Origin of the sequence: Brevibacterium sp. UBA7493 (assembly GCF_002479565.1) — a bacterium.
GTDB classification, from domain to species: domain Bacteria; phylum Actinomycetota; class Actinomycetes; order Actinomycetales; family Brevibacteriaceae; genus Brevibacterium; species Brevibacterium luteolum.
In genome coordinates this window covers 62,335-86,251 of sequence record NZ_DLOD01000008.1, presented here as the reverse complement: position 1 = coordinate 86,251, position 23,917 = coordinate 62,335, and the positions used below count along the sequence as shown (strand labels likewise).

Annotated in this window: 24 protein-coding genes and 1 tRNA gene; 14 read left to right on the top strand and 11 right to left on the bottom strand. The window is 68.1% G+C overall.

Annotation, left to right across the window (positions count from 1 at the left end):
- The first annotated feature begins 137 nt into the window (after nt 1-137).
- A complete protein-coding gene (locus B4E96_RS05425) occupies nt 138-1,442 on the top strand; it encodes an NRAMP family divalent metal transporter (protein ID WP_259794778.1) in 1,305 nt (434 codons plus the stop codon).
- Between the two features lie 2 nt (nt 1,443-1,444).
- Nucleotides 1,445-2,251, top strand: a complete 807-nt coding sequence (locus B4E96_RS05420; RefSeq protein WP_102162071.1) for a putative hydro-lyase — start codon at nt 1,445-1,447, stop codon at nt 2,249-2,251.
- Nucleotides 2,252-2,311: 60 nt separating this feature from the next.
- On the opposite strand, the gene B4E96_RS05415 is transcribed toward B4E96_RS05420, so the two are convergent.
- The 6 genes from B4E96_RS05415 to B4E96_RS05390 form a co-directional block, all read right to left on the bottom strand.
- Complete coding sequence (locus B4E96_RS05415; protein WP_257995120.1) at nt 2,312-2,941, bottom strand: GntR family transcriptional regulator; 630 nt, start codon at nt 2,939-2,941, stop codon at nt 2,312-2,314.
- 119 nt (nt 2,942-3,060) lie between these two features.
- Entirely contained in the window at nt 3,061-4,896 is a 1,836-nt protein-coding gene (locus tag B4E96_RS05410) for an acetyl/propionyl/methylcrotonyl-CoA carboxylase subunit alpha (protein WP_286956668.1), read from the bottom strand.
- Nucleotides 4,893-6,497 (bottom strand): 5-oxoprolinase/urea amidolyase family protein, encoded by a 1,605-nt coding sequence (locus B4E96_RS05405; protein WP_286956667.1) that lies wholly within the window; start codon nt 6,495-6,497, stop codon nt 4,893-4,895. The genes B4E96_RS05410 and B4E96_RS05405 overlap by 4 nt, the downstream gene beginning before the upstream one ends.
- Nucleotides 6,494-7,252 carry a LamB/YcsF family protein gene (locus B4E96_RS05400; protein ID WP_286956666.1) on the bottom strand — a complete coding sequence of 253 codons (759 nt, stop codon included), beginning with the start codon at nt 7,250-7,252 and terminating at the stop codon, nt 6,494-6,496. Before B4E96_RS05400 ends, B4E96_RS05405 begins: the two co-directional genes overlap by 4 nt.
- Before the next feature lie 150 nt (nt 7,253-7,402).
- Nucleotides 7,403-7,642 (bottom strand): TM2 domain-containing protein, encoded by a 240-nt coding sequence (locus B4E96_RS05395; RefSeq protein ID WP_165883714.1) that lies wholly within the window; start codon nt 7,640-7,642, stop codon nt 7,403-7,405.
- 113 nt (nt 7,643-7,755) lie between these two features.
- Entirely contained in the window at nt 7,756-8,223 is a 468-nt protein-coding gene (locus B4E96_RS05390; protein WP_102162066.1) for a hypothetical protein, read from the bottom strand.
- A 154-nt stretch (nt 8,224-8,377) separates the two neighbouring features.
- Here B4E96_RS05390 and B4E96_RS05385 point away from each other — a divergent pair, with 154 nt between their 5' ends.
- Nucleotides 8,378-8,968 (top strand): TetR/AcrR family transcriptional regulator, encoded by a 591-nt coding sequence (locus B4E96_RS05385; RefSeq protein ID WP_286956665.1) that lies wholly within the window; start codon nt 8,378-8,380, stop codon nt 8,966-8,968.
- Between the two features lie 125 nt (nt 8,969-9,093).
- Here B4E96_RS05385 and B4E96_RS05380 read toward each other — a convergent pair whose 3' ends face one another.
- Nucleotides 9,094-10,692 (bottom strand): acetolactate synthase large subunit, encoded by a 1,599-nt coding sequence (locus tag B4E96_RS05380; RefSeq protein ID WP_102162064.1) that lies wholly within the window; start codon nt 10,690-10,692, stop codon nt 9,094-9,096.
- A 682-nt stretch (nt 10,693-11,374) separates the two neighbouring features.
- Between B4E96_RS05380 and B4E96_RS05375 the strand changes: the two genes are divergently transcribed.
- From B4E96_RS05375 to B4E96_RS05345, 7 genes are all read left to right on the top strand, one after another.
- A complete protein-coding gene (locus B4E96_RS05375) occupies nt 11,375-12,499 on the top strand; it encodes an aromatic ring-hydroxylating dioxygenase subunit alpha (protein ID WP_170274508.1) in 1,125 nt (374 codons plus the stop codon).
- A 3-nt stretch (nt 12,500-12,502) separates the two neighbouring features.
- Nucleotides 12,503-12,982, top strand: a complete 480-nt coding sequence (locus B4E96_RS05370; protein WP_102162062.1) for a hypothetical protein — start codon at nt 12,503-12,505, stop codon at nt 12,980-12,982.
- A 24-nt stretch (nt 12,983-13,006) separates the two neighbouring features.
- Nucleotides 13,007-13,960: a PDR/VanB family oxidoreductase gene (locus B4E96_RS05365; RefSeq protein WP_286956663.1), complete on the top strand. Its 954-nt coding sequence runs from the start codon at nt 13,007-13,009 to the stop codon at nt 13,958-13,960.
- 70 nt (nt 13,961-14,030) lie between these two features.
- Nucleotides 14,031-14,633 carry a GntR family transcriptional regulator gene (locus tag B4E96_RS05360; RefSeq protein WP_180964753.1) on the top strand — a complete coding sequence of 201 codons (603 nt, stop codon included), beginning with the start codon at nt 14,031-14,033 and terminating at the stop codon, nt 14,631-14,633.
- Nucleotides 14,634-14,857: 224 nt separating this feature from the next.
- Nucleotides 14,858-15,142 carry a hypothetical protein gene (locus B4E96_RS05355; RefSeq protein WP_102162059.1) on the top strand — a complete coding sequence of 95 codons (285 nt, stop codon included), beginning with the start codon at nt 14,858-14,860 and terminating at the stop codon, nt 15,140-15,142.
- Between the two features lie 47 nt (nt 15,143-15,189).
- A complete protein-coding gene (locus B4E96_RS05350; protein ID WP_102162058.1) occupies nt 15,190-15,465 on the top strand; it encodes a DUF7218 family protein in 276 nt (91 codons plus the stop codon).
- Nucleotides 15,466-15,919: 454 nt separating this feature from the next.
- Nucleotides 15,920-16,360 (top strand): hypothetical protein, encoded by a 441-nt coding sequence (locus tag B4E96_RS05345; protein ID WP_259794820.1) that lies wholly within the window; start codon nt 15,920-15,922, stop codon nt 16,358-16,360.
- A gap of 23 nt (nt 16,361-16,383) precedes the next feature.
- On the opposite strand, the gene B4E96_RS05340 is transcribed toward B4E96_RS05345, so the two are convergent.
- Nucleotides 16,384-17,016: a DUF1707 SHOCT-like domain-containing protein gene (locus B4E96_RS05340; protein ID WP_286956661.1), complete on the bottom strand. Its 633-nt coding sequence runs from the start codon at nt 17,014-17,016 to the stop codon at nt 16,384-16,386.
- 588 nt (nt 17,017-17,604) lie between these two features.
- Between B4E96_RS05340 and B4E96_RS05335 the strand changes: the two genes are divergently transcribed.
- Nucleotides 17,605-18,015: a DoxX family protein gene (locus B4E96_RS05335; RefSeq protein ID WP_259794833.1), complete on the top strand. Its 411-nt coding sequence runs from the start codon at nt 17,605-17,607 to the stop codon at nt 18,013-18,015.
- A gap of 358 nt (nt 18,016-18,373) precedes the next feature.
- Here the strand turns inward: B4E96_RS05335 and B4E96_RS05330 are convergent, their stop codons facing one another.
- The 3 genes from B4E96_RS05330 to B4E96_RS05320 form a co-directional block, all read right to left on the bottom strand.
- Nucleotides 18,374-19,522 (bottom strand): GmrSD restriction endonuclease domain-containing protein, encoded by a 1,149-nt coding sequence (locus B4E96_RS05330; RefSeq protein ID WP_286956660.1) that lies wholly within the window; start codon nt 19,520-19,522, stop codon nt 18,374-18,376.
- Nucleotides 19,523-19,956: 434 nt separating this feature from the next.
- Nucleotides 19,957-20,032, bottom strand: a tRNA-Lys gene (locus tag B4E96_RS05325).
- Between the two features lie 60 nt (nt 20,033-20,092).
- On the bottom strand, nt 20,093-21,157 hold the full coding sequence (locus B4E96_RS05320) for a hypothetical protein (RefSeq protein WP_286956659.1): 1,065 nt from the start codon (nt 21,155-21,157) through the stop codon (nt 20,093-20,095).
- Nucleotides 21,158-21,240: 83 nt separating this feature from the next.
- On the opposite strand from B4E96_RS05320, the gene B4E96_RS05315 reads away from it, so the two are divergent.
- From B4E96_RS05315 to B4E96_RS05305, 3 genes are all read left to right on the top strand, one after another.
- Complete coding sequence (locus B4E96_RS05315) at nt 21,241-21,846, top strand: hypothetical protein (protein ID WP_243743382.1); 606 nt, start codon at nt 21,241-21,243, stop codon at nt 21,844-21,846.
- Nucleotides 21,847-22,207: 361 nt separating this feature from the next.
- On the top strand, nt 22,208-22,828 hold the full coding sequence (locus B4E96_RS05310) for a DUF47 family protein (protein ID WP_170274499.1): 621 nt from the start codon (nt 22,208-22,210) through the stop codon (nt 22,826-22,828).
- Nucleotides 22,829-22,835: 7 nt separating this feature from the next.
- Nucleotides 22,836-23,861, top strand: coding sequence for an inorganic phosphate transporter (locus B4E96_RS05305; RefSeq protein ID WP_286956658.1), 1,026 nt, complete (start codon nt 22,836-22,838; stop codon nt 23,859-23,861).
- The last annotated feature ends 56 nt before the right edge of the window (nt 23,862-23,917 follow it).

Sequence of the window (23,917 nt, the reverse complement as noted above, 5' to 3'; positions counted from 1 at the left end):
GCGAACCGAACCGCGCAGCGGTCCCTGTCCACACCCCCTCCCCTCGCGCTCATTGTTGAACAATTGCTAGAGTGTGTCGCGTCACAGGGCAGCCACCGCACCGGTGCCGCCCGCGCCCACCCGAGCGAGGAAGCACGATGAGCAGCCACACCCCGGACCCCACGCCCGATCACACCGGCGCCCACACAGCCCAGCCAGGCGACACCGCCCCGGCAAACGGCACACAGGCCGATGCGAAGAAGGCCGTCACCATCGGGGCGACCGGTCGCACCGCGATCTTCGGGGCCATGTTCCTCATGGCCACCTCCTCGATCGGCCCGGGCTTCATCACCCAGACCTCGGTGTTCACCGTCCAGCTCGGCGTGGCCTTCGCGTTTGCGATTCTTGTCTCCCTGCTCGTCGACATCGCCATCCAGCTCAACGTCTGGCGCGTCCTCGGCGTCACCGGGCTGCGTGCCAACGAACTGGGCAACCGGGTGCTGCCGGGTATCGGCTGGGTGATGGCCGCCTTCGTCTTCGTCGGCGGGCTCATCTTCAACATCGGCAACATCGGCGGTGCCGGCCTGGGCACCAACGCGATGCTCGGCATCGACGCGAAGATCGGCGGCGCGGTCTCAGCGCTCATCGCGATCTTCATCTTCCTGTCCAAGCGCGCCGGCGTCGCACTCGACCGCATCGTCGTCGCACTCGGCGCGATCATGATCCTGCTCATGCTCTACGTCGCCATCGTCTCCCAGCCGCCGGTCGGCGAGGCGCTGAAGAACACCGTGCTGCCCGAGGAGGTCGACTTCCTCGTCATCACTACCCTCATCGGCGGCACCGTCGGCGGCTACATCACCTTCGCCGGCGCCCACCGCCTCATTGACTCGAAGATCACCGGACGTGAGAACGTCGGCCACATCACCCAGGTCTCCGTGCTCTCGATCATCATCACCGGCGTCATGCGCGTGCTGCTCTTCCTCGCCATCCTCGGCGTCGTCGCAGGCGGCGTGACGCTGTCGCAGGACAACACCGCCGCCGATGCCTTCCTCGCCGCCGCCGGTGAAGTCGGCCTGCGCGTCTTCGGTGTCGTGCTGTGGGCCGCCGGCCTCACCTCGGTCATCGGCGCCTCGTACACCTCGATCAGCTTCGTCACCACCCAGCGGACGAGCGCGCGCACCCGCAACCTGCTCACCATCGCCTTCATTGCCGTGTGCGCGACCGCCTTCCTCATCCTCGACCAGGCCCCGCAGACACTGCTCATCTTCGCCGGCGCCTTCAACGGCCTCATCCTGCCGATCGGCTTCGCCGTCGTCCTGTGGGTCGCCTGGGCCCGCCGCGACCTGCTGCACGGCTACCAGTACCCCAAGTGGCTCGCCGCCCTCGGTACGCTCACCTGGCTGGTCACGATCTGGCTGGGCTGGAACTCGCTCACCGGCATCGCCGCACTCTGGCAGGGATGACGATGGACACCGCTCCCGAGGCACCGGCGGGCTCCCCGTTCACCTCACCTGCGCAGGCCAGGGCGGCCTTCCGGGCCGGTCTCGACCGGCCGACCGCCGGCCTGTGCCCGGGGTTCACGCAGACGAACCTGCTTGCTGTGCCGCGCGAGCATGCCTTCGACTTCCTGCTCTTCGCCCAGCGCAACCCCAAGCCGATGCCGATCATCGGAGTGCTCGAAGCCGGGCAGACGAGCTCGCCGCTGCTTCAAGGCGGGGATATCCGCACCGATGTGCCGGCCTACCGGATCTACCGGAACGGTGAGCTCGCCGAGACCGTCACGGATGCCACCGCGTTCTGGCGAGACGACATCGTCAGCTTCCTCATCGGCTGCTCGTTCACCTTCGAGACCGCGCTGCTGGCCGCCGGCATTGACATCGCTCACATCAGCCAGAACGTCAACGTGCCGATGTACCGCACCTCGATCGACACCGAACCGGCCGGGATCTTCTCAGGCCCGCTTGTTGTGTCGATGCGCCCGCTGCCGGCGAACCAGGTCGCCGAGGCGGTGCGCATCACCTCCCGCTACCCGGCCGTGCACGGAGCACCGGTGCACATCGGCAACCCGGCAGAGATCGGCATCCGCGACCTCGGCAACCCTGACTACGGCGATGCGGTGACGATCCCGGATGGGCATCTGCCGGTGTTCTGGGCCTGCGGGGTGACCCCGCAAGCCGCGCTGCTGGCCGCCCGCCCGGAGATCGCGATCGCCCACTCACCCGGGAAGATGCTCATCACTGACGCCCGGGATGCCGAGTTCCAGGTCCCCTAAGTCCAGGTTCCCGAGGTCGGTTCCTCATAGGCCGGGCGTACCTGCGTGAGGAGACCAAGTTCAGGACAGCAGCTCGCGGACCTCGCTGCGCGCCCGGTCGAGGTAGCTGCGCATCTCCTCAGCGGCCTCGCGGCGCCGGCCGCTTGCGGCAAGGTCGGCGATCGTGGCGTTGAGCTCGATATAGGGGTAGTGGAAGCCGCGGCGCTCGGCTGAACCGCGGATGAAGACGAGCCGCATGAGCGCGAGCACCCGGGTCATGACCTCGTTGGCGTAGTAGGACTCGGCCGAGGCGATGATCGCCGAGTGGAACCGCTGGTTGGCATCGCCGACCGCATGGGGGTCGCCCGCCTCGCGTGCGGCCCGCCCGGCGGCCACACAGTCCTTAAGCGTGGCCGTGTCGAGCCGGTCCGACCACTGCAGGACGGCCGGTTCGAGCAGCGAACGGCACTGGTAGATCTCATCGACGTGCGAGATCTCCGGCAGCGTCACATGCACCCCGCGGTGCGGCAGCCGCACGACGACCCCGTAGCCCTGCAGTGCGACGAACGCCTCGCGCAGCGTGTTCCGGGAGACCTCCAGCCGGGTGGCCAGGGCAACCTCGTGGAGCTTCTCGCCAGGGGCGAGCTGGCCGGTTGAGATCTCCTCCAGTAGCGTGTGGGTCACCCGCTGCTGTGCCGATACGAATTCCATGGTCACGCCGCCATAGTAGGAGACAATCGCGGTAGCGGCGGCTGTGATCTTTCTGTCATGTTCCCTTACCGTTCCCATACGCCCTCAGTACCAGCCTCGCGCCGCATCCTCGGCACGGTTCAGGAGATCCGCGCGAGCACCTGACCTGCCGAAACGCTGTCACCTGCATCCAGGGACTCACATGCAATCGTTCCGCCGGACGGGGCGGAGACATTGGACTCCATCTTCATCGCCTCGATGACCGCGACCGTCTGCCCGGCCTCGACCGCGTCGCCGTCTGCCACCTTCCACGTCACGAAGCTGCCGGCATATGGGCTCGTGACCTCCGCTCCCGAGGCGTCGGCGCCGTTGTCGGTGCTGCTCGCCTCGGTCTCGGTGTCCGCGCCCGTGGTGCCGGCAGGCTGGGCCTCGCCGGTGGACGCACCGCTTGGGGCTGGGCTGGCGAGCCGGCTCAGCAGCTCAGCAGGCAGACCGAGCTCGACGCGCTTGCCATCGAGTTCGACGCCGAACCGGGTGAGCGGCTGACCGTCACGTTGATCGGCGAAGACCTCGGTGCGTTCGAACTGCTCGGCGAAGTCGTTTTCGATCCAGGTCGTGTGGACGGCGAAGTCATCGGCGAAGTCAGAGTGTTCGAGCACTGCCTGGTGGAACGGCACGACCGTGGCGACTCCCTCGATGACGAGTTCGCGCAGCGCCTGCCGGGCACGCGTGATCGCCTGGTCGCGGTCGGCACCGAAGACGATGAGCTTGGCCATCATCGAGTCATAGGCACCCGGGATCGTCGACCCGCTCGTGACCCCGGTGTCGACGCGGATGCCCGGGCCGGTCGGGGCCTCGAATCGGGTGATGGTGCCCGGGCAGGGGACATAGCCGTTGGCGACGTCTTCGGCGTTGAGCCGGAACTCGATCGCATGCCCGAGCTGCGGCACAGTGATCTCGCTGTCCCCACCTGCGGCATTGCCGTCAGAAGCATCGCCGTCGGCGAAGGATAGTGGCAGGCCGGCGGCGATCCGGAACTGCTCGCCGACAAGATCGACGCCGGTCGTCATCTCGGTCACCGGATGCTCGACTTGCAGGCGCGTATTGACCTCCAGGAAGCTGATGGTGCCGTCTTCGGCGATGAGGAACTCGACCGTGCCGGCGCCGACGTACCCGGCAGCGCGGCAGATCCTCACCGCACCAGCGCGGATCGTCGCCTCTTGCTCGGCGGTGAGGAACGGCGCCGGGGCCTCCTCGACGAGCTTCTGGTTGCGCCGCTGCAAAGAACAGTCCCGCAGCCCGACGACAACCGTGTGCCCGTGCGCATCGGCCAGGACCTGCGCCTCGACATGGCGGGGGCGGACGAGGAACTTCTCCACAAAGCACTCCCCGCGCCCGAACGCCGCCACCGCCTCGCGCCCGGCGGCCGCGAAAGCATCCTCGACGTCAGCGAGCTCATGGACGACTTTGAGCCCGCGCCCGCCACCGCCGTAGGCAGCCTTGATCGCAATCGGCAGCCCGTGCTCCTCAGCGAAGGCGTGCGCCTCCTCCCAGTCCTCGACCGGGCCATCGGAACCGGGCGCGAGCGGCGCGTCGACCGATAGCGCGATCTCACGTGCGGTGACCTTGTTGCCCAGCTTCTCGATCACCTCTGCCGACGGCCCGATCCACGTCAGCCCCGCCTCGGCGACGGCGGCGGCGAACTCAGCGTTCTCGGCGAGGAACCCGTAGCCGGGGTGGACGGCATCGACACCGGCGCGCAGCGCGGTTTCGATGAGGGCCGGGATGTTCATGTACGTCTCGGCCGGGGCGGTGCCCGGCAGCCGGTGGGCCTCATCGGCGATGCGGGCGTGGAGTGCCTCGGCGTCGGCATCGGAGTACACGGCCACTGAGCGCAGCCCGTGGTCGGCTGCCGCGCGGGCGATGCGCACGGCGATCTCCCCGCGGTTGGCGATGAGCACGGAAGCTAGCGTCATGACGGTTCTCCTGGCAGGTCGGCGGCGTGGATGGTGAAGCGCACCTCGGCACCCGGCGGCAGCTGGGCGGCGAGGTCGAGGTCTTCGGCGATGACGGTGGCGATGACCGGATACCCGCCGGTCACCGGATGGTCGGCCAGGAACAGCACCGGCTGGCCTTCCGGCGGCACCTGGATCGCACCGGAGACCATGCCCTCACTCGCAAGCTCCCCGGTGTCCTCGGCCCGGCGCAGCGGCCGGCCGTCTTCGCCTGCCTGCAGGCGAAGGGCGATGCGATTGGACTCCTGGCTGACCTTCCACACTTGGCTGGTGAGCGTCTCCAGCTCACCGGGGGCGCACCAGTCATCTCTCGGCCCGGGCACCACCCGCAGCTCTGCGGTCGTGAGATTACCTTCCGGTAGGGTCGTAGGCTCCGGCCCGCCGACGGCAACCACGTCGGGTGTGACGGGCACCTTGAGCTGCTGGCCGACGCTGATCGGCTCAGGCCCGAGCCGGGAGAGCGTATCGGTGGCCGTCGAGCCGAGCACCTCGCTGGTGACGAACCCGCCGCGCACCGCGACATAGGAGCGGATCCCATGCGTCGGCGCACCGATCTCCACACTCTCACCAGCCGGGGCGACGAGCGGGGTGCGCAGCGGGGCGGGCTTGCCACCCACGGTGACAGGCGCCTCGGCTCCGGTGACGGCCAGCGTCAGGTCGGTCTCAGCTTGCAGCGCGAGCCCGCCGAAGAGGCATTCGATGACAGTGGCGTCGCCGCGGTTGCCGACGATCCGGTTGGCCTGCCGGGCTGAGGCGCGGTCGAGCACCCCGGAGGTCGGCACGCCGGTGTCGCCGTGGCCGGTGCGCCCGCGGTCCTGGAACAGCGCCTGCAGACCCACGGCGGTGACGGTCGCCGCCGGGCGGGCCGGCTGGCTCGCCGGCGCCGAGGCGGTGGCCGGGGAGAGCGTGACCTCCTCGGCCACCGCCCGGTAGCGGATCTCATCACCCGGGCTGATGCGGTTGGGTGGATTCTCGCCCAGATCCCACACCGGGGTGGGGGAGGAGCCGAGCAGCTGCCAGCCGCCGGGTGAGTCGATCGGGTAGACGGCGGAGAATGGCCCGGCCAGGGCGACGGAGCCGCGCGGCACCTTGGTGCGCGGGGAGGACCGGCGCGGGGTGTCCCAGCCGCTGCCGGCAGCGGTGCAGTAGGCGAAGCCAGGGGAGAACCCGCCGAAGGCGGCCAGCCAGTCCTCGCTCGTGTGCCGGTCGATGAGCGCCTCGGTCGAGATGCCGTAGTGCTCGGCGACCGCTTCGAGGTCCTCGCCGTTGTAGACGACGTCGATGTCGATGCGCTTGTGCGCGCCGGCGGTCGCATCATCCGGAGTCAGTTCGCGCAGGGCGGCCAGGGCTGAGTCGAGGCCGCGGCGGGTGGCGGCTTTGAACAGCAGCGTGCGGGCGGCGGCGATGACCTCGATCTGCGCGTCGCGCGGGTGGGCGCTCAGGTGGGCGTGCCAGGCCATGACGGTGGCGGTGTCGGGCAGTTCAATGAGCACCGCGCGGGTGCCCATGGGTCGGAAGTCCGGAGAGCTGGTGGCAGCGCCGGATTGGTCGGCCGGGCTCATGCGAAGCTCGTGACTGTCACGCCGGCTTCGTCGAGGGCCTCGCGGATGGCCTTGGCCATCTCGACAGCGCCCGGCGAGTCGCCGTGCACGCAGATCGACTGGGCGTCGACGCGCAGGGTCGAGCCATCGCGTGCGGTGACCGTGCCCGAGGTGGCCATCTCGATGACCCGGGAGCGCACGGTGTCGATGTCGGTGACGACCGCATCGTCCTCCGACCGGGAGACAAGCGTGCCGTCGGGATTGTAATTGCGGTCGGCGAAGGCTTCGGTGATGACCTGCAGACCGGCCTTGACGGCCATCTCCGCGGCGATCGAGCCGGGCAGCAGAAGCAGCGGGACGCTGCGGGAGAAGGCCCGCAGCCCGTCGATGACGGCCTGAGCGTGCTCGGCATTGCGCACGAGCGCGTTGTACAGCGCGCCATGGGGCTTGACGTAGCGGACCTCGGAGCCGTGCGCGCGGGCGATCGCATCGAGGGCGCCGATCTGGTAGAGCACCTCGTCAGCCAGCTGCTTGGGGTCGTAGTCGATGAACCGGCGGCCGAAGCCCGACGGGTCGTTGTAGGCCGGGTGCGCCCCGATCGTCACACCGCGGGCAGCGGCCTGGCTGACGGTGGCCGAGATGCCGTGCGGGCTGCCGGCATGGAAGCCGCAGGCGACATTGGCCGAGGAGACGACGTCGAGGATCGCCTCGTCATCGCCGACGGGAATGCCGGCGACCGATTCGCCCAGGTCGGAGTTGACGTCGATGCTGCTCATAGCTTCTCCTCCAGTTCGCCTCGGCGGGCCGCAGTCCCCTGATCGTTGTTGAACAATTCTACGGGATGGGAGCCGGTTTGGCGTCGGGAGGGGCTGGGGAAAACGGTCGGCGCCGAGGGCGGTGACTCAGCTGATGGGTGGTGGCGGGTCTCAGTAGCGGGCGGCGCGGCGTGCCCGGCGCTCATTCACCCGGCGGGTCTCTCCGCGGATGGTGAAGCAGGAGATGACGGTGCCGACGAAGAAGAATCCGCCGGTGAAGAGGAACAGCAGACCCATGACGATCTTGCCGATGTAGAAGTACTGCAGGCCCGCGATGAGGACGAAGCCGAGGAGGGTGAGGACGAGGGCGAGGCCGGGATCCTTGGCCGGTTCGGTGGCGTAGGGCGACATGCGAGCTCCTTTCGCGAACAGGTGCGCGTGCTGGTGCTCTTCTAAGTGTGCCCTATCGGCATCCGAACCGGCTGGGAGCACTACCTGGCGGACGCCAGAGCCGACCGCGTGCCTCAGCCGAACAGCTGCACACCGGCCATCGCAAGCCCGCCGAAGAGCACGCCCCAGGCGATGATCGACACGATCTGCCAGCGCGCCACAGCGTTGCGGGAGGCGCCGAAGGAGACCATCGCCATCGAGGTGATCTGGCTGGGCAGCACGGTCTGGCCGAGCAGGCTGACGCCTGGTACGCCCCACCGGTCGAAGGCTTTCCTGAGCCGTGCCTTCTTCGGTGAGTCAGCCGGCTTCTTGGCAGTCGCCCGGGCGCGGATCTTGTGGGCGCCGTAGACGAGGGCGAGCATCGACAGGACGTTGCCGAGGATCGCAGCCGGGATCGCGACGACGGGGTGGACGCCGGCGACGATGCCGATGACTGAGCCGAAGTAGGACTCGACGAACGGCAGTGCGGAGATGAGGATGATGCCGGCCCAGCGGGCCCACACCGGCAGCGAGGTGGTGAATTCCTGGAGTGCTTCGAACATGGTCTCTCCTTCACGAGGGGTGGCTTCACGCAGGGCTGCACTCGTCTAGTACAGCGTGCTAGTTCAATGTACTAGTACGGTGTGCTAGATTGTCAAGTGGCGATTGAGAGTCGTGAACGAAGCGCTGGAAGAGGCGCGTGACGGGAGGAGTCCGATGGCTGACAGGCGGGAGCAGATCGTCGAGGCCGCCCTTGAGCTCGTCGAGTCCGGCGGGCCAGGTGCTGCGAGCGTGCGCGCTGTTGCCGAGCGCGCCGGCATCGGCGCGAGCACGCTTCGGTACTATTTCCCGACCCAAAGTGCGCTCTTGCGCGCAGTGGCTGAGCGGGCCTATTCGCGTGAGGTGCCCGATCTCGACATCGCGAACTCCTCGCGGGATCCAGCCGAGCGGCTGACGGAGTGCATGCTGCAGTTCCTGCCGCATGATGACGCATCGACGCGCTCGCTGCTCGGCATCTGGGTCACCCAGATGTCCAATGCCTTCGGCCCGGAGGCTGATGGCTCCAGTACGCGGATGCTCTCACGGCTCTACGAGATCGGGCTGGCCAGGGTCGAGTCATGGCTGCACGTCCTCGCCGCCGAAGGGCATCTTGCCGAAGTGGACATCCCCGACCGCGCCTCGCTGCTGAGCGCGGCCTGCGATGGGCTCATGCCGCAGTTCGGCGCCACCGACCTGGAGCTGACGCTGGATGTCGCCCGCAGACGACTGCGCTGGCTGTGCGGAGCCGTGCTCGACCACACGCCCTGAACCCGAAACGCGTGCCACGCACCGCCCGGGGGCACTCGAGAAGAGAAAGACCCCGGTTCGCACGATCGCGCGCAAACCGGGGTCGGAAACCTCAGCGCAGAGGGCTCAGGGGGACTCAGCGGGGCTCAGACCATCACTTCGATCAACCGCGGTCCCGGCTCAGCCAGTGCCTCGGAGAACGCGGCGTCGAGCTGCTCGACGGTCTCGACACGACGGGCCGGCACGCCCATCCCCTCGGAGATGGCGGACCAGTTCGGCACCGGGTCGCTGAGGTCGAGCAGTGCGCTGGCCTTCGGGCCGAAGTCCGGCACCCCGACATTGGCCATCTCATTGCGCAGGATCTGGTACTTGGCATTGTTGAAGATGAGCGTGACGACGTTGAGGCCTTCGCGGGCCTGAGTCCACAGCGCCTGCGGCTGGTACAGGCCCGAACCATCGCTTTCGAGCGTGATGACCGGCCGATCCGGGCAGGCGATCGCGGCACCTGCGGCCACCGGCATCGCATAGCCGATCGACCCGCCGGTGCCGGAGAACCAGTCGTGCGGACGCGCTGAGACGGTCTGCACCCAGAAGCTCGCGCCGGTCGTGATCGACTCATCGACGACGATCGCGCCCTCAGGGATCGCATTGCCGAGGAATGCGCCGATCTTCTCCGGGGTGATCGTCCCGCTCGGCATGCCCGGCAGAGACAGCTCAGCAGTCTGCCCACGACCCTCAGCGGTGCCGGCGCCGGAGGCGATCCCATCACAGGTGACATCCGCATCGGTGGCACCGACCGCCTCGGCGAGAGCCTCCAATGCGGCGAGCGCATCGCCTTCGCGCGGGCAGATCTCGAAGAAGGTCGTGCCGGCGGCAGTGAGCACGCTCGACTTGTCCGGGTAGGCGAAGAACGCCACCGGCTCCTTCGAGTCGACGAGGATGAGCGCATCGAAATCGGCGAGCAGCTCCTGGGACGGCCCCACTGGGTACGGCACCTTGAGTGTCGTCACCCGCCCGGCGCCGCGTTCGGTGCGAGGGGCGAAGGTGTCAGACAGCAGATGGGCGCCGGTGGCAGCAGCGATCCGCCCGGCCACAGCGAGCTGATCGGCCCGCAGCGAGCGGCCGCCCATGAGGATCGCGGTGTGCTCACCGGAGGCGCGCAGGCGCTTGGCAGCGGCAGCGATGACGCGCTCATCGAGGACCGGACGCGGCAATGCGGCGGCAGTCGGCACGGCCGGGTCGCCGGTGACCGGGTTCCAGGCCGTGTCAGCCGGCAGGATGAGCGAGGCGACACGACCGGCCTCGGCCTGGCTGATGGCATCGGCGGTGTCGGCTGCGATGGTGTCCGGTGATGGAGAGCTGCGCACCCAGTGGCTGAACGGGCGCGCGGTGCCTTCGATGTCGGAGGTCAGCGGCGCGTCGAGGTCGCGGTGGTAGGTGGCGTGATCGCCGATGACATTGACGATCCCAGCCCGGGCGCGCAGAGCGTTGTGCATGTTCGACAGGCCGTTGGCCAGACCTGGCCCGAGGTGGAGGAGAGTCGCGGCAGGGCGATCGGTCATGCGAGAGTAACCGTCAGCCGCACCGGTGACCGTGCCCTCGAACAGCCCGAGTACGCCGCGGATCTTCGTCGCCTTGTCCAAGGAGGCAACGAAGTGCATCTCCGAGGTGCCGGGATTGGCGAAGCACACCTCGATGTCGTTGTGTTCAAGGGTGGCCAGGAGTCTGTCGGCGCCGTTCGTCATCGGTTCTCTGCTTTCTCTCATCAGCTGGCGCTGCGTGTCTCAGTTGAAGCTGCGTTGTCACTGCCGCGGGTCGGCTGTGTCAGCGGTCGGCCGGGCATGGGGTTGACCGGCCGGAGCCCGCGTGTCAGGGGTCGTCGGCGCGGCGGTGCGCTGCCGTGCGGCTGACAGCTCTTATCTCATCACCGCCTGCGGGTCCCCGCAAGACGCCGGGCGGAGTGAGCTCTCGACTCGACCCGACGCCCAATGCGCTCATCAGCAATCATGCTTTACCGGCATGGAATCAATCATGCTCTACTGGCATGGAATATGCCTAAAGCGGCGTTTGATGTGCATCACCGCAGGCCACTGCGGTCGGGAGCCGTGGCACGTGTTGCCTGTTGGTCGAGCTCCGGCTTCACCTGCGAATCCGCCGCCGCATCCGCGACGTCGTCGTCCGCAGCTCCCTGGCCGTCGCGTCATAGGTGACGAACTCCTGCGTGTCCGTGTCGACGGTCCCTGCGGCTGCAACTTCCCGCGACCGTTTCGCCTGCGGTCCCGCTGGAAACCCCCTGTCCGGTCAGTCAGATCGCCCCGGCTGGCTCTTGCGCCGGATCACTCTCGTCACCTACAGTGAATACACTGTATACAAAACATAGGCAGGGCAGCGCGGCCCGCCGTCTCACTCACGCTCAAAGGAGTAGTCGTGTACGTCTATAACACCTGGTACGTCGCCGCCTGGAGCTCCGAAGTCACCGACAAGCCCACCGCTCGCACCATCTGCGAGCTGCCGCTCGTGCTCTTCCGCACCCAGGACGGCGAAGCACACGCGCTCGTCGACCGCTGCGCTCACCGCGGCTTCCCGCTCTCGGAGGGCCGGGTCGTCAACGACTCGGTCGAGTGCGCCTATCACGGCTTCACCTATGGCCGCGACGGCCGCTGCACGCGTGTGCCTGGTCAGACCGCGCTGCCCGACCGGGCTCGCGTCGGCACCTATCCGGTCTACGAGAAGGACGGTTGGATCTGGGTCTACACCGGCGATCCGGAACGTGCTGACATCAGCGACATTCCCGACACCCACTGGCACAACGACCCTGAATGGGCACCGGTGTTCCACTCCCTGGGCATCAACTGCCGGGCCGAACTCGTCCACGACAACCTGCTTGACCTCACCCACGAATCGTGGATCCACCAGACGACCGTCGGCGACGACTACATCTACGAATACGGCGTCACCGTCGAAGTCGAGGGCAACACCGTCAGCGTCGACCGATTCATGCCCAGCGTCGAGGCCCCGCCGCTGTACAAGGACACGATGGGCATCTCCGGGCCCTACGACCGGTTCCACTGCACCGAATTCCATGTGCCCAACCACCACACCCTGCACTCGGGCATCACAGCCGAGGGTCAGCCGCGCGAAGACGGCTACCTCATCAAGGTCACCAACGCGATCACCCCGATCGACGCCGACCACTGCTGGTACTACTACTGCTTCGCCCGCAACTTCGCCGTCGATGACGAGCAGGCGACCAAGGACCTCGAAGTCGGCCTGGCCACCGTCCTCAAGGAGGACGCGTGGGCGCTTGAGAACCAGGAGCGCGGGCTCAAGACCCGCCCGGCTGATGAGTTCGACGTGCTCATCGCCCAGGACGGCGGGGTCGCCAAGGCGCGCCGCATCATGAACGCCCTCATCCGCGCTGAGCAGCGTGAGGCGGATGCGAAGCGCGAGGCGTCTGAGAAGAACGCCGTCGCCGCCTCGGGCGGGACCGCCAGCACCGCGAACACCGACCCCGTGAACAGCGCCGCCCAGCCGGCTGGTCAGGAGGTGTGAGCGATGTGGATGCTTTCGCGCGGCAGCGCCCTCGACGCCTCTGGTGAGGCCGCCACCATCGGCGCCGACTACACCGCCCGAGCCGGCAACGGGCGGGTGCTCGCCTCGTGCCCGGACTCCCCAGAGCGCGGAGACCGCTGGAAGTGGACGATCCGGCTGACCGGGGCCGAACCCCACGCCGGCGTGGACATCGACCACGACCCTGCCCAGGTGACCATCACCCGCACCACCGTCGAAGGCCCTGGTGAGAAGGACCTGGACCGCGCCGCCGGCCGCCAGTTCGTCATCGTCCCAGTCGCCGGCGCCTGCCAGATCAGCATCGCCGGCGGCCCATGGGCCCGCGACATCACCCCCGGCGACGTCTACATCGCCGAAGGGGAGGAGACCGAGACCCTGCGCATCTCCGCCGCTGATGCCCGCACCCGCGTCGAGGCGATCGAGATCGCCGCCGCCGACGGCGGCCCGCTGCGCTGGGTGCCCTGAACGGCCAGTGCAGAAGGAGGAATCATGCCCGAACTCATCGACATGAAGGTCATCGGCACCCAGGCGGTGTGCGAGGACGTCATGGCCGTCGAACTCGAACGCGCCGACGGCGGCCCGCTGCCCACCTGGAGTCCCGGCTCCCACATCGACATCGAACTGGCTGCAGGGCTGGTGCGCCAGTACTCGCTGTGCTCGGACCCGCGCCTCCCGCGCACCTGGCAGATCGCAGTGCGCCGCGAGCCCCGCTCCCGAGGCGGCTCGGACTTCGTACACGATCAGCTCGCCCCCGGCGCGGTGCTGCGGGCGACTGTGCCGATCAACCGGTTCGCCTTCGACGACGCTGACGCCTACGTCTTCATCGCCGGCGGCATCGGCATCACCCCGCTGCTGCCGATGCTGCGGCAGGCGTGGTGGCGCAAGAAGCCGGCACGTGTGTACTACCTGGGCCGCAGCCGGGGCCGGCTGCCGTTCATCGACATCGTCGAAGAGCTCTGCGACGACGTCACCGTCCACGAATCCGCGATCGCCGGCCGGCGCGACATCGCCGCTGATCTTGCCGGACTGCCCGCCGGCGCGCGCGTCTACGCCTGCGGGCCCGATGCGCTGCTCGACGGGCTGGCCATCATCGCCGAACAGGAGGGCTTCGCTGACCGGCTGCACACCGAGCGGTTCGTCAACGAGACCGGCGAGGGGGTCACCGTCATGGCCGATGACCGGGAGTTCCTCGTCGAGACGAACACCGGAGCCGAGGTGAGAGTCCCGGTGGGCTGCAGTGTGCTCGAAGCTCTCGAAGGGGCTGGCTACCGGCCGTTCAACTCCTGCCGGGAGGGCATCTGCGGATCATGTGAGACCGATGTGCTCGCAGGAGCAATCGATCACCGCGACTCCCTGCTGTCCGAGGCTGAGCGGCAGGCCGGAGATACCATGATGATCTGCGTCTCCCGCTGCACCGGCGACCGACTCGTCCTCGACATCTGAGCGCCGGGACAGCTGAACGCAAGGGCATGGGAACGACGACAGCGCAGACACCGCAGGAGAGGAGGCGCCGATGGCCAACCTGACCGCTGAGGTCAAAGGCAAAATCACTGCCGCGGTGGCCAGCGGTGAGCTGGCCCCAGGCACGGTGCTGCGCCAGGAGCACATCGCTGAGCGCTTTGGCGTCTCGCGCACCCCTGCCCGCGAGGCGCTTGTGCAGCTGGCTGCCGCCGGGGTGGTGAGCCAGCGCAGCGGCCGCGGCTTCGAAGTCTGCCCACTGGACGACACCACCGTCGCCGATGTCCAGCAGGTGCGCTTCAGCCTCGAGGCGCTCGCCCTGCGCTCGCTGACCGGCCAGCTCACACCTCGGGCGCGGCTGGAGCTGTCCCACCGGCTCGACCAGGCCGAACTCGCCCTTGACGACCCGGCGGAGTTCTTCGAACTCTCCCGCCGCTTCCACATCGAGCTCGTCGACGCGTGCGCGAACTCCTATCTGCGCTCAGTGCTCACCAGCGTGTGGGACCATCCGGTCCAGCAGCGCATCGGCGCCCGGGCCGGAGCCGACCGCGCCCAGCGGCAGGCGACGCTGGCCACCCACCGGGAGCTGCTGGCCGCGCTTGCAGACGGCGACGGTGCAGTCGCTGAAGCCGCACTGATGCGCTGCCACACTGACTGATGTCTCAGCTGCTGTGCTGCAATGTCTGGTGCGGGGTGCGATGAGGTGCGGTGCTCTGGTGTGAAGTGCGGTATTCCGGTGTGCGGTCGCCCGGGCGGAGGCGAACGCACGCCCTCCGCAGCCGGTTCGCAGCTGAGCATGAGGGCTGCGACCGCCTGGGCTCACGTGTCCCTGTTTACGTCAGCGTCACCGACAGGCCATGTCGATCTGTCACTCTCGGGAGTATGGATGCAACGATTTCGACTCTTCGCACCTGGATCGAGACCACCGGACAGCAGTGGCTGGCCGATGACAATATCACCAGCATCGACATCGCCCACAAGGTCGTCGAGGGCTTGACGCTCGATGCCGTGTGCCTGCGCTTCTCCGTGCGCCGCAAGCTTGCGGCCGCCGACCCCGCTGCCACCATCCCGCCGTATGTCAGCATCGGCGAGCGCATCGTTCCCACCGATGTGGTCGAAGCTCGCCGGTTTGCCGCCGCTGGCCAGCCGGCCCGCGCCTGCGCTTGATCGACGCTGACCCGGCTGTCTGTCGCGCCGTGGCGTAGACTGAGGGCATGGCTGCACCGGATCGCAAGACTCCAGGACCATCGGTCAAAGACGACGAGATGTATGAAGCGCTGCGCCGTGAGGGCAACAGCAAGGAGAAGTCCGCGCGCATCGCCAACGCCGCCGCGCAGGATTCCCGCTCTGACGTGGGCGAACGCGGCGGGCATGCCGACTCCTACGAGGACTGGACCGTCGAGCAGCTGCGCAAGCGCGCCGCCGAACTCGATATCGCCGGCCGCTCGGAGATGAACAAAGACGACCTCATCGCAGCCTTGCGGGGGTGAACTTCGCCCGCACCTGGGACCGTTATCACCGGTGTGGCCTCCGCTGGCCTGCTGCGCGGCATCGCCGGCAACGGTAAGACCCCGATGAGCGGATACCGGGTCCCATGCGCTTTCGGCCCCGCCGGCAAGCCAGACGGCACGACGCTCGCCCCCGGATCGGTCGCAACGACCGGTGGAGCACCCGCTGCAGCTCCCGGCACTCCAAGAGGCGGGTCTCAGCCCTCAACTCCGACCGCACGGCCAAAAGGCCGAGGCGCTCTCGAAGGACGCTGAGCACCGTTATGCCGTTGTCGTCGACTACACCCCACGACAGCAGGCCGGCCGCGCATCGTCATTGCCGCGCACGCGGAGCTGAAGAACCTGCAGACGCAGCGATTCTGCGAAACCCCGGGCCGCGCGGAGGAGCCGGGTTACGATGGTGCTGACAGCGACGTCATCTGACCCAGGGGGTCCCATGGCCACGGAATCGCAGCACAGCACCACAGACCGCAGTTCAGGGGAGGGGATCGGTTTCGCCCTGCTCGAAGCGGTCTTCGCCACGACACCTGCCGACCGCGCATCGGATGCCGATACAGATGTCGTGCACCGGCTGGAGACGTTCCACGAGACCTACCCGAACGTCGGCGATGACCTGCAGGCGCTCATCAACCTCGGTGAGGCGCCCGTGCGCGAGGTGATGGGCGAGGACATGATGGCCGGCCGGCTCAAGAGCGAAGCGCTCATGGACGTCGCGATGACGTTCGCCAACCTCGACCCGCGCGTATCGACCGCAGCTGATGCGGCCGCCCACTCCCGTGAGGAGCTCGAGGCTGCCTATACCGCAGTCCCCGGTCTGGGTACGGGCACCTTCGAGCAGTTCCTCACCCGGCTCGGGCTTACCGACTCCGAGGACTGATCCGCAGTTCCCGCCGCGCTGGCTCAGCGGTCTGAGCCGGTGCGGTGATCGGGGTCCGCGTCCTCCTCAGGATCGGATTCCCGGAGCTCGGGGTGCGGTGCCCGGCCGGCGCCTTCGAGTTGCCGGCGGGCCTGCTCGGTGAGCTTGACGCGTTTGGCGTCGATGATCTCGTCACGACGGGCGAGGACGCCGAATGAGCCCAGACCGGTGCCGAGGATGACGAACAGCGGCCAGAACCAGATGACCGTTCCGGAGACGATCGAGGTGAAAGCCCAGATCGCCACGCAGATGCCGACCGGGCCTGCGACGATCCCCAGGAGCGCCTTGCGCCGCTGGGACCGGTAGTGCTCGAGCGCTGCCGCGTCGATCTCCTCGCGGGTGAGTGGAATGTCCTTGTTGAGGCCGGCCAGCGCCGACTTCTGCGGGTCGACATCTGGGGCGAGATCGGACAGCAGCGGCGGCAGCTGCCCGAGGGTCTTGGCCGCGTTGGCGGCATCGGTGCGCTCATCGAACTCCTCGCGGTCGAGGCGGCCATCCGCGTAGGCCTCGGCGAGGAAGTCGCAGACCGTCGAGCGGTCGGCAGTCGAAGCCCGCAGATCCGGATTGCGGCGCGGGTCATGCGCGAACTGCTCCCAGGGACTTCCGCGGCCGATCATGACAGCAGAATATCCCAGATCACGCGAACTTCCAGAGTCCGATCGAGCCGACCGGCGGTCATCGGACGGGAGAGCCTATGAAAGGCACAGGCGTCACTCTCGACGGAGGCGGCTTCTCGTTGACCGAAGACGGAGCACCAGTCATCGGCGACTGCCTGCTGGCGCTCACCGGCTCACTGCAGCTGCGGGGGTGTTGCATCCGACCGCCAGCGGTGATGCCGCCTTGTCCGCCGAGCGGTTCGAAGCCGCCTTCAGCGCCCGGGCCCGCCCCTCGGTGCTCTCCCTGTTCGGTCCGGACCCGTGAGCCCGACTGTCGGGGCCTGCTGTGCGCATGGATCTCCGGCGGCGAGTACACCTTCGGGTATGCAGTCGGCGACTATGCTGCTGCTGTTCTCATCGACGGCACGTTCGCCCACACCGTCGCGGACGGAGGTCAGCGCCATGCCCTCCGCCTCGCCGGCGGCCTGGCGGAGACCCTGTCGATGTTCGGCCACGACGGCACACGCGCATCTCAGTGACAGTGCGAAGGCGTAGAGTGAAGAGCGCAGTCTGCATCCACGAAACGACAGCTGAGCGAATCGAGGAAGAATGCTCTCCACTCTCGTCCGCATAGGCGGCCGTCTGGCCCTGGCCCCGATCTTCATCACCGGTGGCATCAACGCCGCCAAGAACCCTGCCGGCCGACCCGACAAGGCCGCCGCCACTATCGGCACTCTCCGCGAAGACGTTCCAGCGATCCCCGAGAACGACGAACTCGTCGTCCGCCTCAACGGCATCGTTCAGGCAGCTGCCGGAACCGCACTCGGCCTCGGTGTGCTGCCGAAGGCCTCAGCAGCTGTGCTGCTGGCCTCCCTTGTGCCGACTACGATCGCCGGGCATGACTTCTGGAACGAGACCGAACCGGACAAGCGTGCCGGCCAGCAGCTGCAGTTCTCCAAGAACGCCGCCATCATCGGCGGGCTGCTGAGCATCATCGGCTCCCGCCGGTGGCGGCACTGAACCGCCATAGACCGAACCCGCCCCGGCCGAGCCCACCGGCCGGCTCGGGGCGTCCGCCGGGGCGGCCTTCGCTGGTTGCGATGGCACTCGGGCCAGCGGGCTGCCGCTGGCTCGGACTGCTGCTGGCCGCCGGGTTCGGCTGCGACCGTAGGTCGGAGTTGGGCGCCGGGGGCCTCGCTGCTCGTGCTCATCGGGCTCTCCACCAGGGCTGCCCAGGCGGCGGCCCGGACGATCATGATGAGCCGCGCCGACGCCCGCAGGAGACCGAGCGCCCGTGGGCTGTGGAACGTCTGATTCGATATCGGCCCGGGGCTCAGTGCGCACGCAGGCGGAGCGGCAGTGCCCCGGTGCGACCGGTTCATTCGCAGCCGATGCCGTCACCGTCGCGGTCGAGATGCGAGCCGTAGCCCGGCTCCCCGACGTGCACCGGCGCTCCGCCCCGGTCACGCGCTTCGGTGCAGTTCTTATAGGCACCGCCGGTGCCCGACCCTGGCCCAGAGCCACCCGATCCCCTGGAATCTGACTTCGCAGCGGACCCGTTGGAGGAGGCGCCGGTGCCCGAACCGCCCGGTCCGGAACCGCCTGAGCTCGATCGGCCCGAACCTGAACTGCTCGACCCGTTCTTCGTCGGTGCATCAACGTAGGAGGCGATGTCTCCGCCTGAGGTGCTCGGCCAGCTGGCATCGGAGGTGAAGGCCGGTTCGTCATCGCAGGCGGACAGCACCTGAATCATCGCCTCTTTCTCCGCAGGAACCACCCACAGCTCGTACTTGCGTTTGACCGCGATCTGCCGCGAGACGTATTCGCAGCGATAGGGTTTCCGCGGCGGCAGCCACGTGGCGACGTCACCATCGCCCTTCTGGGCGTTGAGCCGTGACTCGACGGCCAGCAGATTCAGCGGATCATTGCCGAACTCCACTGCCGTTGCTGCATCGAAGGACTGCGCTCCGGTCTGCCAGGCGTTCGACAGGGCCACGAGGTGGTCGATGTCGATGTTATTGCCGTCGCCGCGGATGAAGTCGAACGTGTCGCCTGAGAACTTCGAGGTGAGCCTTCCACCGAGGACGACGCAACCGCTGTGCTGCAGGGTGATGTCGCGCAGGTCTCGGCGCAGCACGTCATTGCGCGTGTCGCAGCCGTTGCGGTCGGTGTCGTCGCGCCACCCGAAGAACTCGCGGTCGTACCCGGTCCTCGGTGCGCGGCCTTTGACCTCCAGCTCGGCGAGCATCGCCAGAGCGCTGCCCGGCGCGGCCGTTTCGGTGCTGGTCGGCGGCAGGGTGGGACTTGCATCGGTGCCAGCTGCGGCCGTCGGTTCGCTCGTCGGAACCCCGCTGATCGATGACGGCCCGGCCTCCGGCACCGCGCTGCCTGACTGCTCGTCGTCATCGGAGTCGACGAACGCCCCGATGACGGCGAAGACGATGATCGCAGCCGCGGTCCACCACAGCCGGTGCCGCCTCCGGTCCCCGGCAGCCCGGCGGGTCTTCAGAGGCCGAGGGGAAGGCATCGACACCATCCTTGCGCGTGAGACTGGCAGAACAGAGCTCTCAACTTACCGGCAGACCTGCCGCGCCAAGCGGAGGCGCGCCTCCGGCCTGCTCCGCCTCATGATGGGGCAATGATGGCCGACGTATCGCTGCGAACCCTTCACCGAACTCGCGGCGATCCACGATGCTCCTGGGCCCAGCCGCCTCGTCGCAGCTCGTCTTCGTGTTCGGTTGCGAAATACGAGGACGTCATGTCGTATAGGCACAGTGATACTCCCGTGGTCTCGACGCTGTGGGCAAAGCACAGCGCGGCGCACCGCAGACGGTCATCAGGGAGAACCGTTCAACGCGTTCTCCGACCCCGAATCTCACGCGAAAGCGGCCCGCCACGAGGGGCGGGCCGCTGTAACGAGGTCTCAAACCGGTAATGCCACCGGTGTGAACAACGACCTCCTGGTGGGCCCCGTGGGGATCGAACCCACGACCCACGGATTAAAAGTCCGTTGCTCTACCAACTGAGCTAGAGGCCCGCAGACTGATTGTAGACCGCTGGTCCCACGGTGCCCAACTCGACAGACTGAGCTGCGGCTTCACAGCCGCCAATCAACGCTCCACGGGCTGATCCCGCGCTTCCTGCGCCCGGAAGCGTCTGCAGGCTGGCCCGTCTTGCGTCCCCACCACCGGCTGCCTCTGCCGCCAGCCTCACTGTTGCCGGTCTGATAGGTACGCGGCGCCTCGGGGTCGAAGTCCCCCGCACCCTCGTGGACGAGGATCTGGCTGTCAGCGGTCACCGGGTCGATGACCTCGCCGGGGATCACCTGACCCTTGGATTTGCGCAGCTGCAGCAGCCGGATGAGGTGCTTGAGCCCGCCCATGAGGTCGGCGTCGGCCTTCGGCGTGCTGATCTTCGGGTCGAGGTCGTGGGGGAATGCGCCGGGGTACGGGTCGAAAGCGCTGCGCGAATGCCGGACGACGGTGCGCGCCATCTGATGGTTGACGACACCGCCGATCACCGCACCGATGCCGAAAGGCATGAGGCGGCCGACCATCGACCCGCCGGTGCGCGCAGCGTACTTGCGCATCATCGTCTTGCGCATCCGCTTGGTCAGCGTGTCCATCATCTGTGCCGGGATCTGCTTGGCGACCATCGGGCCCCAATGCGAGGTCAGTGCCGGACCCTCACCGGCAGCCTGGGCGGAGAACTTCTTCACCAGGTCCTTGCCTGCGTTGCCGAGCATCAGACCCATCACCAGCGCGTTCGCCCGCTGCGGATCGCGCACCGGCAGCCCGTGCAGTTCGGTGATCGCCTGCGCGTACAGTGCTGAAGCTTCTAAGAATCCGGCCGTCTCCACAGCCGCGACACCAGCGGCAGCCAGCGTCCCGAGCCCGGGCACCACGGCAGTTGCGCCGACTGCAGCACCTCCACCGGTGGCTGCCCATAGGTAGTGCTTGCGGACGATGTCGGCGATCTCCGCAGGCGAGGCCTCGGGGTTCTTCCGCCGCAGCATTCGCAGGTACGCCAGCACCGCAGGGCGCTGCACGGCCAGCAGCCTGCGCACTGTGCCCTCCGCATGCGGCTTGAGCTCGCCGTCCTTCGTGAACGCGAACTTCGTAGCAGTCTTGAGACCCGTCTGGACCTTCGCACTGTTGGTCATAGCCATACGGTAGCGCCGTTGGCTGAGAGACAGGTGTAGGATTCCCGGCAGGGCGCCTTGCCAGCCCGCGTAGACTGGGCGGCGTGTCACAGCCTCGTTTTCACAAGCCCCTGCCGATGCCGGACATGGATCCGCTCGACACCGCCCCCGACCCTGCCGCGCGCACCGAGCTCGCGCACTCGACGGCTGCCCTGCTCATCTCCCCGCACCGCGACTCCAGCACCGATCCTGACCGCGACGACGCCGCCACCGCCCGTTTCGTCCACCTGGCCGAGGAGTTCGGTCTGGAAGCCATCGCCGAGGTGTGGGCCAGCGCCCCGGCGGTGAGCCTGCCCGGTTCCCTGTGGCGCCTGTACGCCATCCGCGAGTGGATCCGCCGTTCGCCGCGCCAGGCCGCGGACTGGTTCTCGTCCGGCCGGGACGGCCGCACCGCACCCGAGGTGATCGCCGGCATCGCCTCCCCGCCGGGTCCAGACGAGGTTGCCCGGGCCGCCGATGAGATCCTCGCCGGCGCTTTCCGCGGCGACTACGCCATCGCACTGGCCCGGGCCGCAGCCTTCATCACCGTCACCGCCCGTGGACGTCGGGCCGAGAGCCCAGCCGACACCTCGGGCGCGGGGGATTTCGAACGCCTCGCAGACGACCTCGCCGCCGCCGCGCGGGCCTACACCCAAGGCCGCCTCGACTGATCGACGTTGAGCGCCACATCGAGAGCGCTGAGTATTGCAGAGAACGCCTGCGATCCTCTCACCAGGGGCTCTGCCGGCGGCCTTCTGCACAACAGACGGCCAGCCTCCAGCCGGTCTCGTGTCGCACCGGGGTCCGTGCCGGGATCTGCCCCGGTTGGGCAATTCAAGACGAGCTTGTATCCTGGGCGCACGGTGCCGGATCGCTGAAGCCCCGGGCTCCAACATCAGCCGCTTCGAGCGGCCACACGCCGAGAGGCGCTCTCGGTCCGGCACCGCCACACTTCGGCACCAACCGGTCCTCCCGCGTCCTGCTGCCGGCCCTCACCCTACGATCCCGCTGAGACAGACACCGGAGGACGGCGTGCGCCTGAGACGGACACCGCAGGATACCCAGCTCTTCGCCCGCTGCACCGAGCTCGCCGAGCTCATCCAGGGCTGCAACCTCGTCCTCGCCGAACTCTCCGGCATCCCAGCAGACGCCCGCCAGCAGGCCAGTGCCCGCATGCAGGAGCTGACCGACCAGGCCGACGCCGCACGTGGGGTGATCACCCGGCAGCTGCGCGAGAACTACATCACCCCGCTCGACCGCGGAGACATCTTCGCCCTCGCCGATCGCCTGCGCGAGGTCTGCTACCAACTGGAGTCCGTCAGCTTCGCCATGACCTCCCAGGTCTTCGACGAGCTGCCGGCCGGCGTGCCGGAGATGCTCGCAGTGCTGTCGCACCAATCAGACCAGACGCTGCGCATGACCCGCCGGCTGCAGGGCCACTATGACCAGTGGGATTACGTCGAGACGATGGATCGTCTGCACCTGCGCGCCATCTCCTTGAGCCAATCGATCGCCGACGCCGTGCCGCTGTCGCGCCGGGGCCTGACCTACACCGCAGCCTCGATGCAGCTGGCGTCCGCCTTCACCCAGGCCTCGGCATCCTTCAAGGACGTCGGCCGCATCGCTGCCGCCATCGCCCTCAAGGAATCCTAGGCCGGACGTGGATGTCGTCTCCTCCGACGTGCTGTTCACTGTCGTCATCGTCCTCACCATCAGCTACGCCTTCGTCAACGGCTTCCACGACGCCGGCCTGTCCGTCGGCAATGCCGTGGCCTCCAGGTCCGTCCACCCGCGCCTGGCACTTATCATCGCAGCGGTGTTCAATTTCATCGGGGCTCTGCTCGGCCAGGGCGTGGCTGAAAGCGTTGCCGTGGCCCTCGTCGAGTTCCCGCCGGTGGAGAACACCGTCCTACTAGTGCTTGCGGCCGGGATCTTCGCCGCCCTGGTCTGGAACATCACCACCTACCTGGTCGCAGTGCCGGTGTCCTCGACTCACTGTCTGTTCGGCGGGATCATCGGCGCAGCCCTCGTATTCGGCATCGCCACCGATGCCGGTCTGGTGTTCTGGACGCTCATCGCCCCGGCCTTCCTGCTCCCGGTCGTCGCGCTCGTCATCGCCTACGCCGTCAGCAGCGCCACCACCCGCGTACTGGCCGGCCACGCGCCCAAGCCGCTGTTCCGCCACAGCCGGTTCGCCAACAACGTGCTCTCGGCCTTTCTCGGCTTGGCCCACGGCATGCAGGACGCGCAGAAGGTCGGCGTCGTCATGATGATCGCGATCCTCGCCCACACCGACCCGGTCGGCATCAGCCACGATGTGCTCGGCATCGCCTGGCCGGTTCGCATCCTCATCGCCGTCGCCCTCGGGCTGGGCACCTTCCTCAGCGGCTGGCGGATGGTGCGCACCGTCAGTGTCCGCATGGTCACCATGAGTGAGCCGGTCAAGGCCACCGTCGCCGACGCCGTCTCCGCCGGCTTCCTCTTCGTCGCCGCGGCCCTGCTGCGGCTGCCGGTCTCGATGAGCTACCTCGTCATCGCCTCCAACATCGGCACCGAGCTGGGCACACCCCGTCCGCATGTGCGCGGCCGCTTCCTTATCCCGGTCGTCGCCGTCGCCGCCACCGCCTTGTTCATCGCCGGCCTGCTCGGCGCGGCAGTCGCCCTGCCGCTGTACCTGCTGCACTGATCTGCAGGCACCGACCACCTGCAGACCGCATGCAGAGACGACCGTTCCCGAGGTGG